Raw genomic sequence first — 14,235 nt, forward strand, 5'->3', positions numbered from 1 at the left:
CCACCAGTTTGGCGCCATAGCCAAGTGGTAAGGCAGAGGCCTGCAAAGCCTTTATCCCCAGTTCAAATCTGGGTGGCGCCTCCAAAATAAGTATTGCAATTGCAATACTTATTTTTGTTTTTGTCATTAAATAAATATTAAGCATTTGAAGTTAAACTAAGAATATAAGGAAGTACCTTGGCAATATATAGACAATGCCAAAGTACTTCCTTTAAGTTTTTTAAATTCACATTTAACTTAAGACTTGTATTATAAATAAAAGTTAGATTAGAGTGTGATTTTGTGCAAAAAATATACTGCCTCTATCTACTAGTGGACCACTGCTTAAATAATATGGTTCTACTTCGTGTTTATCTAAAAATTTAAGTACTAGATCTTCATATTTATAATTTTTCAAGTTTCCATAGAACACTAATTTCTTATCTAGCAAGCCACAAGTTCCACCAATAAATCCGTAGTCTAATCCGGGCAAATTAATATCACCTGGGGGAAGAAGTAGGATATCAATGTCTTCACTATCTAATGCTTTATAAATGGATTTATCAGAGGTAATCAAGGCCTTATCATTTACAATAGCTGTAGAACATTTAGTATATCCCTGTTTTACTTGAATAAGTTTTTTGTTTGATATTGAACACAAAAGATTTTTATCAGTAAAATTAATGTTATGAACAAAATAGTTTTCTAAATTAAGAGCATTTAAGAGAATATCAAAAGGATAACTATTTCTTAATGAATTGGAAGTATAACATACTTGGAAATTCAAGTTTTTAATAAAGTTAATAAAATTAATATCCATATCCTTATGTACGATTACTTTATTTTTTGCAATAAAATGCATGAGCATATCAGGGTGGCCACAAATTGCAGAATATAGCAATGGAGAAGGAGGACAAGTTACTATACTACAACCTAAGTCGTGTAAATTTGCTTTCTCCTCATCAGTAATTCTGTAATCTACAAATGCATATTTCATATATTTCACCTCTTACCTATATTATAATCATAAAAGTTATATAAGTAATTAAATATGTAGAAAGTAGATCTAAAAAAGATACATAAAGTTCATTTTTAAATTTACAATACAATCAATTTCTACAAGATGTTCCATATATTATTATGCCTCTGTCGACAATTGTTTTCAATAAAATGCATATACATTTTATTAAAACACATAATAAGATATAAAATAGCTACGGTAAAGATATCAAATGACAAAATCCACTTGCTTGGATAAAAAGGGGTGAACTAAATGTTACTATTGACATTAATAAATGATAGTAGTAAGAATTACGTTGTAGAAGAAGTTAAGGAAATAGTAGAACACTTTAAAGGTAAAAATGTAACATTAGGTATCTCAGAGAGCTTAGAAAATGAAAAGCAACTAGTAAAAATATTTTGTGAAGAAGAGGATTATAATCATAAAACATTAAAGATATTTAACTTGTATATTGCGAATGCAATTTATAAAGTAGTAATAAATCAGTTCTGTTCTAGTAATATAGGAAAATTTATTACAGAGAACTATCCTTTCTTAAAGTTTGATGATATAAAAATTGTTAAAACAATGATAGAAAAATCATTAAAAGATGAAGATGAAAAGATAGATGATACGGTAATATACTTCATGAATAGAAAAAATAATATAGTTGAAAAGATTGCAAGCTGCTTAGAGGAGAATAAAGAAATTAATATTGAAGGATTAGTTACCTTTAGAATGAGGGAATTTCGTGAGGACTTAGAGGGCATTGTTGAGAAGATAGTAGAAAAGTATATGGTTGAAAAAGAATATAATGAATTTATTAAATTACTGAAATACTTTGTAGAAGTTCAGGAAAGTAAACTTGAAGAAGTTCATATAATGATAGATAAAAATGGTGATTACATTGTTAAAGATGAGTTTGGAAATGATATTTTAAATAATTTAATGGATGAATTGTATGAAACAAAATATACAGCCAAAGTTACTTCTGAAGACTTAATAATAAGTGGACTTATTACAACTGCTCCTAAAAAAATAATAATTCATTCATTACATAACTGTAGAAATAAGGAGTTGCTGGATACTATAAAAAATGTATTTAATGAAAGAGTAACGTATTGTGATAGTTGTAAACAATGCGAAGTTTTAGGAAATAGCATAAAGGTCTAAGGATAAGTTTGGAAGAGTGGCTATAACATTAAAATTAGATGTGTGCTGAGGAATCTTTCAAAGTCATTAAATAAGATTAAGGTATAGATTATTTAAAAGTAAATAATGCTAAAAACATATTGACATGAGGGTCACTTCATAGTATAATTCAATTTGTTGAGTAGAAATGATGAAAATTGAATATTACATGAAAGAACAAGTAGAAACTGCCGTTTCTCACCTTACGGTTAAGCTGGTAAGGTAATTTTATATGTTTATTATAAAGTAACCATAGGACGGCATTTGCCGTCCTTTTTTATTTATTTAAAAATATATTTTTAAATACACCTGGAGGTGAATACTATTAGCAAAAATAAAGACTTCATGATGAATGAAGATATAAGAGAAAAGGAAGTTAGAGTTATTAATTGGGACGGGGAAGCGCTTGGAGTTATTCCAACTAAAGAAGCTCTTAAACTTGCAGAAGAAAAAGAACTTGATTTGGTTGCAATATCACCTAATGCTAATCCACCAGTTTGTAAAATAATGGACTTTGGAAAGTACATTTATGAGCAACAAAGAAAAGATAAAGAAGCTAAGAAAAAACAAAAGGTTGTAGTCATTAAAGAAATTAGAATGGGTGCTACCACTGAAGAACATGATATTGAAATCAAAGCAAATAATGCAAAAAGATTTTTGTTAGATGGAGATAAAGTTAAAGTTACTGTGAGATTTAAAGGCAGACAAATTGAGAACTCACAAGTAGGATATACGATATTAAACCTATTTGTTGAAAAGCTTGGGGACGTCTATGTTATGGAAAAACCAGCTAGACAAGAAGGTAGAAATATGATAATGATACTAGCTCCAAAAAGAGCATAACTGAGAGGAGGACTTTATTATGCCAAAAATGAAAACACATAGAGGCGCAGCAAAAAGATTTAAGAAGACAGGAACAGGTAAGTTAAAAAGAGCGAAAGCTTTTAGACGCCATATATTAACAAAGAAAAGTGCAAAAACTAAGAGAAATCTTAGAAAAACTGGATATGTTTCAGCTTCACAAGAAAAAGTAATGAAGAAATTATTACCATACTTATAATAGGAATTCTCTAGGAGGTATAAATGAATGGCAAGAGTGAAAAGAGCTATCAACGCTCGTAAAAAACATAAAAAAATATTAAAGCTTGCAAAAGGATACTACGGTGGAAAAAGCAAGTTATTTAAAACTGCTAATGAGTCAGTTTTAAGAGCATTAAGAAATGCTTATATAGGAAGAAAGTTAAGAAAAAGAGACTTCAGAAAATTATGGATAGCTAGAATCAATGCTGCTACTAGAATGAGTGGTCTTTCTTACTCAAGATTCATGAATGGAATGAAACTTGCAGGAATAGATATAAACAGAAAAATGCTTTCAGAAATTGCAATCAATGATCCAAAAGCATTTGCTGAATTAGTTGAAGTAGCAAAGAAACAATTACAAGCATAATATTATAAAGCTAGATAAATTAGTTTTAAATAACTTTATATATACATAAAATGTAGCCTTTGGCTACATTTTTAGTTTATGCAATTATATATATATATATATATATATGGTAATACTAAGTACATAGATTTTTAATATGAATAACTAAACTAGAAGTATTAGTTATTTTTTAATTAAATTTGTAAAATATATTAAATTTTTTTATTAACTATACAATTCTTTACTATGGGTATATATTAGATAATATAATTTAGGACTTATAAAATAATTAGAGGTGTTTAAATTGGACATTAAGTTAAAGGATAGTTTAAGAAAGTTTAGATTTACTCCTGTACAAATAGTGGTAATTGGTTTTGCTATAACAATTTTAATTGGGGCCATGATATTAAGTTTACCTATTGCTGCTGCAAATGGAGAATCTACTCCTTTTGTTGATTGTCTTTTTACAGCTACTTCGGCAGTGTGCGTAACTGGATTAGTAACTGTAGATACTGGAACTCATTGGAGTTATTTTGGTAAAACTGTAATTGTATTGCTAATTCAGGTGGGTGGATTAGGCTTTATGTCTTTTGCTACTTTATTTTCTTTAATTATTGGCAAGAAAATTACCTTAAGAGAGAGATTGGTGATGCAGGAATCTCTTAATTCTAATTCGCTACAAGGATTAGTTAAATTAGTAAAATATATTTTAATTTTTACTTTTTCAATAGAGCTTGCAGGGGCTATATTATTTTCTACTCAATTCATACCAGACTTTGGTATAGCAAAAGGGATATACTATAGTATTTTTCATGGAATTTCTTTCTTTTGTAATGCGGGCTTCGATTTAATGGGGAATTTCAAAAGTTTAACAGAATATCATAATAATTCTGTAGTAATCTTAACAGCTTCTGCTTTGATTGCTATTGGAGGATTAGGATTTATAGTTTGGGATGAAATATATCATTATAAAAGAATAAAAAGATTTTCACTTCATTCTAAAGTAGTTCTGTCAATGACAGGGATTTTAATTATAACTGGAACAGTATTGTTCTTCATGTTCGAATATAATAATCCTGGAACTATGCAGCCTATGAGTTTGAAAGGCAAAGTATTATCATCTATATTAGCTTCAATCTCTCCAAGAACCGCTGGAGTTAATTCTGTAAATCTTGCAGCAATGACTTCCGCATCAATACTATTAACAATTATTTTGATGTTTATAGGAGGATCTCCAGGGTCTACAGCAGGGGGAATCAAGACTACTACCTTTGGTATATTATTTATGACTGTTGTATCTGTAATAAAGGGAAGAGAAGATACTGAGTATTTTAAAAAGAGAATAAATAAGGATATAGTTTATAAAGCACTTGCTGTAACTGTTATAGGATTAGGACTTGTGATTGCAGTTACAATGATTTTATCATTTACTGAAAGAGGTAGTGGCAGGCCATTTGAGTATTATTTGTATGAGGCTACTTCAGCTTTTGGTACAGTAGGATTAACTTTAGGGTTAACTCAAGAGTTAACTACTTTTGGGAAAATACTTGTAGCGTTGACCATGTATGCTGGAAGAGTTGGTCCATTGAGTATAGCTCTTGCCTTAACTATAAAGAAACATGACAAGGGAAATACAATTAGGTATCCTGAAGATAAAATATTAGTTGGTTAGAAGGTGGATATTATGAAGAAAAAACAATTTATTGTTATTGGATTAGGAAGGTTCGGGACATCTGTAGCAGAAACCTTATATGCATTAGGAAATGATGTATTGGCAGTGGATTCAGATGAAGAAGTTGTTCAAAATATATCAGAAAAAGTTACTCATGCTGTGCAATTGGATGCTAATGATGAAAATAGTTTAAGAGCTTTAGGTATTAGCAATTTTGAGGTAGCAATTGTAAGTATAGGATCAGATATTCAAGCTAGTATTTTAGCTACTCTACTGGCAAAAGAAATGGGAGTGAAGCATATAGTTGCAAAAGCAAATGATGTTTTACATGCAAAAGTTCTCTATAAAATAGGCGCAAATAGAGTTATATTCCCAGAAAGAGATATGGGAGTGAGAGTTGCACATAATCTTTGTTCTTCGAGTATATTAGATTATATTGAACTATCTCCAGATTTTAGTATTGCAGAAATTGTATCTCCAAGACAATGGGAAGGAAACACATTAAAACAACTTAATCTTAGAGCTACTTATGGAATAAATGTTATGGCAATAAAGAGAAATAACGAAATAGATGTTTCACCAGGAGCAGATGAAGTTATAATGCCTGGGGATGTTATTGTAGCAATTGGGGGCACTCAGGAGTTAAATAGTATAGAAAATTTAGTTAGATAAGGAGTTGTTACTTTGCAGCATATAACTAGCAAGGATAATAATCTAATTAAAGAAACAAAAAAATTAAAAGACAAAAAATATAGAAATGAAAAAGGATTATTTATAATAGAGGGGTTTAGATTTGTAGAAGAAGCACTAAAGTCTAACTTTTATATTGAAACTATATTTATAAGTGAAAATATCATATCAAAGTTTAGTGATTATGGACTTGAGAATTGTTTAAAAGAAGGCACAAAAGTTGTTTCTCTTCCAGAAGGGGTTTTCAGGAGTATAAGCAGTACAGATAGCCCACAAGGCATTTTAGCAGTAGTTAAGATAAAGTCTGATGAGGTTTTTAACAACACTAACAATTATGTTTTAATTGATAAGGTTCAAGATCCGGGGAACCTTGGAACAATTATAAGAACTGCTCATGCAGCAGGTTATAGTGGGATTATACTAACAAAGGGTACTGTAGACTTATATAATGAAAAGACTCTAAGGTCAACTATGGGATCAATTTTCAATATTCCTATAATAGAAGATAAGGATTTGTCCTTCACGGAAGAGTTAAGAAATAATGGATATAAGTTAGTATGTAGTTCCTTAGAAACAGACTATAATTTTTATGATATCGATTTTACACAAAAGCTCATTATTTCTGTAGGAAATGAAGGAAATGGAATAAGTGAAGAGTTATATAATATTAGTGATATAAAAGTAAAGATTCCGATGCCTGGTGGAGCTGAATCATTAAACGTAGCAGTTGCAGCTTCTATAATGATATATGAAGGAGTTAGGCAGAAAAATATAAAATAATAGATTTATTACTTGATATTTGCGAAAAACATATGTATAATGTAAAGAAATAAATTTTATGAAAAATTCAATAATTAAACTATGATGGAGAGAGTAAGTATGTATCACTCAATAAGGGATAGAAGGCCTTGGACTGTAAGCCTTCTTTTGAGAAAATATACTGAAGTTCACTCTAGAGTTCTAGCTATGAACTAATATTAGTAGCTAGCGGCTATGGTCGATAAAAAGCTAAGTGGGTCTTTACAAAGTGAAGTCCAATTAGGGTGGTACCGCGGATAATCCGTCCCTTTTTAGGGGCGGTTTTTATTTTTTTGAACGCAGTTATTTAAAAAATGTTTAATTTATTATATTTGAAGGGAGATAAGAAAATGAAAGACCAATTAGAAGCTATAAAAGTATCTGCATTAGAAGAGCTTAGTAAGGTAAATGAAAAGGCAGAATTAGAAAATATCAGAGTTAAATATCTAGGAAAAAAAGGGGAACTTACTGCAATATTAAGAGGGATGGGGAAGCTTTCTGCAGAGGAGAGACCTTTAGTAGGTAAAATTGCTAATGAGGTAAGAGAGGCACTTGAAGGTGAAATATCTGCAAAGATAGATGCACTAAAAAATAGTGAAAAAGAAGCAAGACTAAAAAGTGAGATTATAGACATCTCTATGCCAGGAAAAAAACAAGTAATAGGAAAGAGACACCCTCTTGATTTAACTCTAGAGAAGATAAATGAAATATTTTTATCCATGGGTTTTTCTATCGAAGAAGGCCCAGAGGTAGAATATGACTATTATAATTTCGAGGCATTAAATATTCCAAAGGATCATCCAGCAAGAGGAGAACAAGATACTTTTTATATAAATGATAATATGGTTCTAAGAACTCAAACTTCCCCAATACAAGTTAGAACTATGGAGAACCAAAAACCACCGATAAAAATGATAGCACCAGGAAAGGTATACCGTTCAGATGCTGTAGATGCTACTCATTCACCAATATTCTATCAAATAGAGGGATTAGTAGTAGATAAAGATATTACCTTCGCAGATTTGAAGGGAACCTTAGAAATGTTTACCCAAAAAATGTTTGGAGATGAGATGAAGACTAAATTCAGACCACATCATTTCCCGTTCACTGAACCTTCAGCAGAGCTTGATGCCACTTGTTTCGTATGCAAGGGAGAAGGTTGTAAGGTTTGTAAGGGTAGTGGTTGGATAGAACTCTTAGGCTGTGGAATGGTGCATCCAGACGTGCTTAGAAATTGTGGAATAGATCCAGAGGTTTATAGCGGATTTGCATTTGGTTTCGGGTTAGATAGGATGGTTATGCAAAAATATGGAATAGATGATATAAGATTATTATATGAAAGTGATATGAGATTTTTAGATCAGTTTTAGTAATCTATTGATTATTTATGGAGAATAAAAGGAGGAAGTAACATGAAAGTTCCAGTAAAATGGCTTAAAGATTATGTTGATATAAAGGTTTCACCAAAGGAGTTAGCAGATGCATTAACTCTATCAGGTTCTAAGGTAGAAGAACTTATTACCTCAGGAGAGGAAATTTCTAATGTAGTTACAGGAAAAATAATTAAAATTGAAAAACATCCAGATGCAGATAGTTTAGTAGTGTGCCAAGTTGATATCAATGGCGAGGAGCCTATTCAAATTGTTACTGCTGCAACGAATATGAAGGAACAAGATATAATTCCAGTAGCATTGCATGGCTCAACCTTACATGGTGGAATGAAAATTAAAAAAGGAAAACTAAGAGGGGTGGTATCAAATGGTATGTTCTGTTCTGAAGAAGAATTAGGCATAGCTGGAGATGAACCAGTACACGGTTTAATGATACTTTCACAAGACACACCTCTAGGAAAAGATATTAGGGAAGTTTTAAATCTTCAAAGTGACATAATTGACTTTGAAATAACTTCTAACAGAGCTGATTGTTTAAGTATAGTAGGAATGGCTAGAGAAACTGCAGCAACTTTAGGAACAACTTATGAAATGCCAAATACAAAGTTCACTGAAACTTGTAAGGACAATGTAGTAAGTAGTTACAAAGTAGAAATAAAGGATGAGTTATGCAGAAGATATATGCTAAAAGGGGTTAAAAATATTAAAATAGCTCCATCACCACAATGGATGCAAGAAAGACTTCTTGAAGCTGATGTTAGACCAATAAACAATATAGTTGATATAACCAACTTTGTAATGATAGAACTTGGTCAGCCAATGCATGCTTTTGATGTAAGAGAAATTACTACTAATACAATAGTTGTTGCAAGAGCTAAAGCAGGAGAAAAATTTACTACTTTGGATGGAGTAGAAAGAACTCTTGATGAAGACGTTCTAAATATAAAAGATGGAGAGAATACTATTGGACTTGCAGGAATAATGGGAGGTCTTAATTCTGAAGTTAAAGAAGATACTTCTATGGTAGTTTTCGAGTTTGCAAACTTTAATGGAATTAATATTAGAAACTCTTCTAAGAGACTAGGTTTAAGAACAGAAGCTTCTGGAAAATTCGAGAAGGACTTAGATCCAAATTTAGTAGAAGTTGCAATGATGAGAGCTTGTGCATTAGTACAGGAACTAGAAGCTGGAGAAGTGATGGAGGGAGTTATAGATATTTATAATAATCCAAGAAAATCACACTTCTTAGAAGTAGATAGTGCTTGGGTTAATAAGTTTTTAGGTAGTAATATATCTAAGGAAAATATGAAAAAATATCTTGATAGTTTAGATTTAAACACTACTATCTCAGGTGATATGTTAATTGTTGAGTGCCCAACTTTCAGAAGTGATTTAGGAATAAAAGAGGATATAGCAGAAGAAATAGCTAGAATTCATGGTTATAATAACTTTTCATCAACTCTTCCAAGTTGTGATACAACTAAAGGTGGAAAAACAGAAAAACAAAAACTTGAAGAAAAAGTAATTAATACCCTTGTGGGTAGTGGGTTAAATCAATCAATCAGCTATTCATTTGTAAGTAATAAAATATTTGATAAATTATTATTACCTGAAAATAGCGATTTAAGAAATGCCGTTGAAATAAGAAACCCTCTAGGCGAAGACTTTAAAATTATGAGAACTACTACGCTAGCATCAATGATGGAATCTTTAGGAAGAAACTATGCAAAGAGCAATGACACAGCTATGCTTTTTGAACTTGGTAAAGTTTATATGAAAAATGTGGATGAAAATAAGTTGCCAGAAGAAAGAAATCTTGTGACCATAGGTATGTATGGAAATTTAGATTACTTGGAACTTAAAGGGATAGTAGAAAATATGCTTAATGCCTTTGGCATAAATAATCCTACATTTAAAAGAGAAGCTGAAAATCCAAGCTTCCACCCAGGTAAAACTGCAGCTCTTTATATAGGAAAAGATTATATTGGAGTTATGGGAGAAATACACCCAGATGTTGCTGGCAATTATGATATGGATATTAGATGTTTTGTTGCAGAATTAAATCTAGATTTATTATTGAAAAATGCTAATATTGAAAAGAAATACAAGGCTCTTCCTAAATTCCCAGCAGTAACAAGAGATATTGCATTACTGGTGGATGATGAGGTTCTTGTACAAGAAATCGAAGATACCATTAAAAAACAAGGCGGAGGAATCCTTGAAAGTGTTAAACTCTTTGATGTTTACAAAGGGAAACAGATTCCAGAAGGTAAAAAGAGTGTTGCTTATGCAATTGTGTATAGAAATAGTGAAAAAACATTAACAGATAATGAAGTTAGTAAAGTTCATGATAAAATACTAAGAAGTCTTGAGCATAAATTAGGTGCAGAGCTTAGACAGGTATAAAGGTAGACGCTAAATATTTTCTATTACAGGTTTCTTATGGAAATAATCTTTAAAAATTTGTAAGTAAAATGAAGCTATTTATTATAAAACAAAAGCCCTAAGAGTTTTTTCTTGGGGCTTTTATCATACCTTTTAAAATACTTAGTAGGTAGCACCTATAAAATGGATTTTAATAAGTTATTAAACTTTATAGTAGGGATTTTCCATATATTTTATAATATATAGTTCAACAAAAAGGTTTTATATGTTAGAATATAAATAACTATATATTTAAGAGGGTGTTTGTGTGAACATTATTACTGTTAAGATAAATGGAATGGAATATAATCTTAAAGCAGAAGAAAATGATGCTTATTTACATATGGTCGCTCGTTATGTGGATAAAAAAATATCCACTTTAATGGATAACAACTCAAAAATAAGTCGTCCAGATGCAACAATTCTTGCTGCATTAAATCTTGGAGACGAAGCTTTCAAAAGTAGAGAGGCTTATGAAAGAATTAATGAAAATTATAAAACATTACTTAACGAACAAAAGGCTCTTATATCGGAAGTAGAACGTTTAAAAAACATATTAGAACAAGTGTCCTTTGAAAATAGAGATTTAAAAATAAAAATGAATGATTTAGAAAGCAACCAAGGAGAAGCAATAAAAAGGCAATTAGAAAAGGCTAATGAAGAAATGAATGAGATGGAGATTGCTGCTAAATCAATAAAATTTGAAAATGAAAGACTTGTCAGTGAAAATGAAAAGCTTACTTTGGTGAATAGGAAGCTATTTTCTGAAAAAAGGAAATTAAGAGATGAAAGCTGTGACAGGATGAGAAGAATAAAAGAACTGGCAGTTGAATTAGAAATTAAAAATAAAGAGATTGTACAGGAAAAGCTAAAAAATAATTCATTGATTAAAATAAATGCATAGTAAGGTGTCTTTTGACATATTACTATGCATTTCCCTTTTTGTTAAGATACTATTTTAGAGTCTTTTAAAAATACTTAGATAGTAAATGGCATGTTTTATCCCATATTATGCAAATAAATCTCTTGCTAGTATGGCACAATCAATAACGCTTGTACTTGTTTAATACAAAATACCAAGTGTATTTTGCATTTGTTATTTCACCTTAAAAGTCTATATATATTAAGTAATTGTGATAATTAAAAAATCTCCTGCATAGTTATATGTTAAAGGTACCATTCTTAGGGGGATTGTAGATGAAGGTTTTGTTATGTGCAAGGGGCGACTACTTAAAAAATACTGCAGGAGATACCACCATCCTGCTTAAGATGTATGACTATTTAAAAGTTTTAGGAGTAGAGGTAGACATAGCGTGTAGTGATGAGGATTATGATTATGCTAGCTATGATATTATACATCTATTTGATATAAAGAGTATTTTTGATACTTATAAACATTTTAAAGCTGCTTATAATTTAAAATGTAAAATAGTTATATCACCACTATATTTTGATATGAGTAATTTTTACAATCACATAAAGGATATGGATAGACTAAAGCTTTGGAATAGTTGTAAAATCTATAGAGAAGAAATGCTTAGTAAAAGTAAACTTATAATTTGCAGTAGTCACTATGAAAAAAAAGCTTTAAGTAAGGATTTTAATTTTAGAGGAAAGTGCAAGGTTATTCATAATGGTATAGATTTAGAGTATGAAGATATCCCACTGTATAATTTTAAGGAAAGATATAACCTGAATAATTATGTGCTTTCCGTAGGGAGAATATGTAATAGTAAAAATCAGCTACTTTTAAGTAAGGTTTGCAAAGAGCTAGAGTTAACATTAGTGCTTATAGGTCCAATAACGGAAAAGAAATACTTAAGAAAGTGTTTGGAATATGATAATGTAAAATACCTAGGTTTTATGGATGATTATAATGTTTATAATGCCTATAAGTTTGCAAGAGTTTATGCAATCCCTAGCTTTGTAGAAGTAACTACGTTGTCTTCCCTTGAAGCAGCTGCTAGTGGATGTAATATTGTAGTGACAGAGGAAGGCGCATCAAAGGAATACTTTAAAGACATGGGAATATATTGTAATCCCTATGATGAGCTTTGTGTAAAGGAAGCCATTATGAAGGGATATGAAAAAAGAAAAGATAATAATTTGAAAGATTATATAGCTGCTAATTTCACATGGAAAAAAGCTATAGAGGATATATATAATAGTTATTTAGAATTAATGAAATAGTTACAGAAAAGTGCCATCAAGTTTAGATAGCACTTTTTATTATTTATAAATAAAAAATATGTAAAGGTGCCTTTTAAGTAATCTTCATTAACACTTATTAATAGTATTGCATATTATGTAATTAAATGATTTATGGAGGCAACTATATGGAAAGATGTTCATACGATGGCTTTTGTCAATATAAAAGCTATGATGATAATGGGCAAAGGGTTTGCTCTATTAGAAATGCAGAGAAGTTTTGTCAATTTGCTTCTACTGATAGAAGAGGGTATTTCAATAATAAACTAATAAGAGAGCAACCTGAGGATATTAACAGGATAACACAATTACTAGATAGAAGATTCCAAAATATATATAGAGAACTTGGACGATATGGAGTGAATACAAACATAACAAGATATTTATTTACAGTTATAGCACAATATGTTATTGAAAACTCAAGTAAATATTCTGGGAACATGCAGCAACGGGAAACAGCATTATTTAGTGATTTACAAAGAGAATATTGGTGGCTTTTTAATATGCTAAGATTTATTAGGGTGCCCAATAATAGAATAAGTCAAATGATTAGGTCTATAATACGGTTTATTTTCGAAAATATTCAAGATGAAAATGGGGAAGACAATGGAGGAGAAACTCCTGGAACTGGGTGGAGTCAGTGGGAAGACTTAGGTGGTGTGCTTACTTCAGGACCAGCAGTAGCCTCATGGCAAGCAAATCGCTTGGATGTATTTGGAAGAGGAACGGATAATGCACTTTATCATAAATATTGGAATGGATCCAGTTGGATTGATTGGGAGAGCCTTGGAGGATCCCTTACATCTTCCCCAGCAGCGGTATCTTGGGGACCAAATAGAATCGATGTTTTCGGAAGAGGTCAGAACCAGGCATTATTCCACAAGTATTGGAATGGCTCAAGTTGGAGCGATTGGGAGGACTTAGGTGGAGGGCTTTCTTCGTCACCAGCAGTAGCTTCTTGGCAGCCAAATCGTTTGGATGTATTTGTAAGGGGAACTGATAATGCACTTTATCATAAGTATTGGAATGGCTCGACCTGGAGTGGTTGGGAGAGCCTTGGAGGAAATCTCACTTCTGCACCAGCAGCAGTATCTTGGGGTCCAAATAGAATTGACGTATTTGCAAGAGGGCAAAATAACAACCTAATTCATTTGTACTGGAATGGCACAACCTGGAGTGAATGGGAAGACTTAAGAGGGGGAGCTATTACGTCGGCTCCAGCTGTTGCATCTACAGGGCCAAATAGACTTGAGGTATTTGCAAGAGGAAGAAATAATGAATTAGTATACAGAAATTGGAATGGTTCAAGGTGGAGTAATTGGGAAAGTCTCGGTGGGGTACTAAACTCAGAACCAGCAGCAGTATCATGGGGTGGAAATAGAATTGATGTATTTGCATCAGGGTCAGATAATCATCTATACCATATATGGAGAGCATAGATACAATGTCACGGTGG

At 31.3% G+C, this 14,235-nt stretch carries 13 protein-coding genes, 1 tRNA gene and 2 other annotated features; of the genes, 13 read left to right on the plus strand and 1 reads right to left on the minus strand.

Annotation, left to right across the window (positions count from 1 at the left end; translation table 11 throughout):
* Nucleotides 1-10: 10 nt before the first annotated feature.
* Nucleotides 11-84: transfer RNA gene (locus RR409_RS07440), tRNA-Cys, on the plus strand.
* Nucleotides 85-262: 178 nt separating this feature from the next.
* Here the strand turns inward: RR409_RS07440 and RR409_RS07445 are convergent.
* Nucleotides 263-976: a DUF6873 family GME fold protein gene (locus RR409_RS07445; protein ID WP_332557109.1), complete on the minus strand. Its 714-nt coding sequence runs from the start codon at nt 974-976 to the stop codon at nt 263-265.
* Nucleotides 977-1,252: 276 nt separating this feature from the next.
* Between RR409_RS07445 and ytxC the strand changes: the two genes are divergently transcribed.
* From ytxC to RR409_RS07505, 12 genes are all read left to right on the plus strand, one after another.
* A complete protein-coding gene (ytxC, locus tag RR409_RS07450) occupies nt 1,253-2,152 on the plus strand; it encodes a putative sporulation protein YtxC (RefSeq protein ID WP_332557110.1) in 900 nt (299 codons plus the stop codon).
* Between the two features lie 191 nt (nt 2,153-2,343).
* Nucleotides 2,344-2,455: a sequence feature (ribosomal protein L20 leader region), on the plus strand.
* A gap of 30 nt (nt 2,456-2,485) precedes the next feature.
* On the plus strand, nt 2,486-3,013 hold the full coding sequence (gene infC, locus RR409_RS07455) for a translation initiation factor IF-3 (protein WP_332557111.1): 528 nt from the start codon (nt 2,486-2,488) through the stop codon (nt 3,011-3,013).
* 19 nt (nt 3,014-3,032) lie between these two features.
* Nucleotides 3,033-3,230 carry a 50S ribosomal protein L35 gene (rpmI, locus tag RR409_RS07460; RefSeq protein ID WP_332557112.1) on the plus strand — a complete coding sequence of 66 codons (198 nt, stop codon included), beginning with the start codon at nt 3,033-3,035 and terminating at the stop codon, nt 3,228-3,230.
* Between the two features lie 27 nt (nt 3,231-3,257).
* Entirely contained in the window at nt 3,258-3,617 is a 360-nt protein-coding gene (rplT, locus tag RR409_RS07465; RefSeq protein ID WP_332557113.1) for a 50S ribosomal protein L20, read from the plus strand.
* A gap of 283 nt (nt 3,618-3,900) precedes the next feature.
* On the plus strand, nt 3,901-5,268 hold the full coding sequence (locus RR409_RS07470; protein ID WP_332557114.1) for a TrkH family potassium uptake protein: 1,368 nt from the start codon (nt 3,901-3,903) through the stop codon (nt 5,266-5,268).
* A gap of 12 nt (nt 5,269-5,280) precedes the next feature.
* On the plus strand, nt 5,281-5,940 hold the full coding sequence (locus tag RR409_RS07475) for a TrkA family potassium uptake protein (protein ID WP_332557115.1): 660 nt from the start codon (nt 5,281-5,283) through the stop codon (nt 5,938-5,940).
* A 12-nt stretch (nt 5,941-5,952) separates the two neighbouring features.
* A complete protein-coding gene (locus RR409_RS07480; protein WP_332557116.1) occupies nt 5,953-6,738 on the plus strand; it encodes an RNA methyltransferase in 786 nt (261 codons plus the stop codon).
* Nucleotides 6,739-6,810: 72 nt separating this feature from the next.
* Nucleotides 6,811-7,029 (plus strand) — a binding site (T-box leader).
* 77 nt (nt 7,030-7,106) lie between these two features.
* The gene (gene pheS / locus RR409_RS07485; protein WP_332557117.1) at nt 7,107-8,126 is read left to right on the plus strand and encodes a phenylalanine--tRNA ligase subunit alpha; all 1,020 of its coding nucleotides are present in this window, start codon (nt 7,107-7,109) and stop codon (nt 8,124-8,126) included.
* Nucleotides 8,127-8,168: 42 nt separating this feature from the next.
* The gene (gene pheT / locus RR409_RS07490) at nt 8,169-10,553 is read left to right on the plus strand and encodes a phenylalanine--tRNA ligase subunit beta (protein ID WP_332557118.1); all 2,385 of its coding nucleotides are present in this window, start codon (nt 8,169-8,171) and stop codon (nt 10,551-10,553) included.
* Nucleotides 10,554-10,839: 286 nt separating this feature from the next.
* Complete coding sequence (gene zapA, locus RR409_RS07495; RefSeq protein ID WP_332557119.1) at nt 10,840-11,475, plus strand: cell division protein ZapA; 636 nt, start codon at nt 10,840-10,842, stop codon at nt 11,473-11,475.
* A 293-nt stretch (nt 11,476-11,768) separates the two neighbouring features.
* Nucleotides 11,769-12,761, plus strand: a complete 993-nt coding sequence (locus RR409_RS07500; RefSeq protein WP_332557120.1) for a glycosyltransferase — start codon at nt 11,769-11,771, stop codon at nt 12,759-12,761.
* Nucleotides 12,762-13,282: 521 nt separating this feature from the next.
* A complete protein-coding gene (locus RR409_RS07505; RefSeq protein ID WP_332557220.1) occupies nt 13,283-14,218 on the plus strand; it encodes a carbohydrate-binding protein in 936 nt (311 codons plus the stop codon).
* Nucleotides 14,219-14,235 lie beyond the last annotated feature (17 nt).

It is taken from the genome of Clostridium sp., assembly GCF_036642255.1.
GTDB lineage: Bacteria > Bacillota > Clostridia > Clostridiales > Clostridiaceae > Clostridium_J.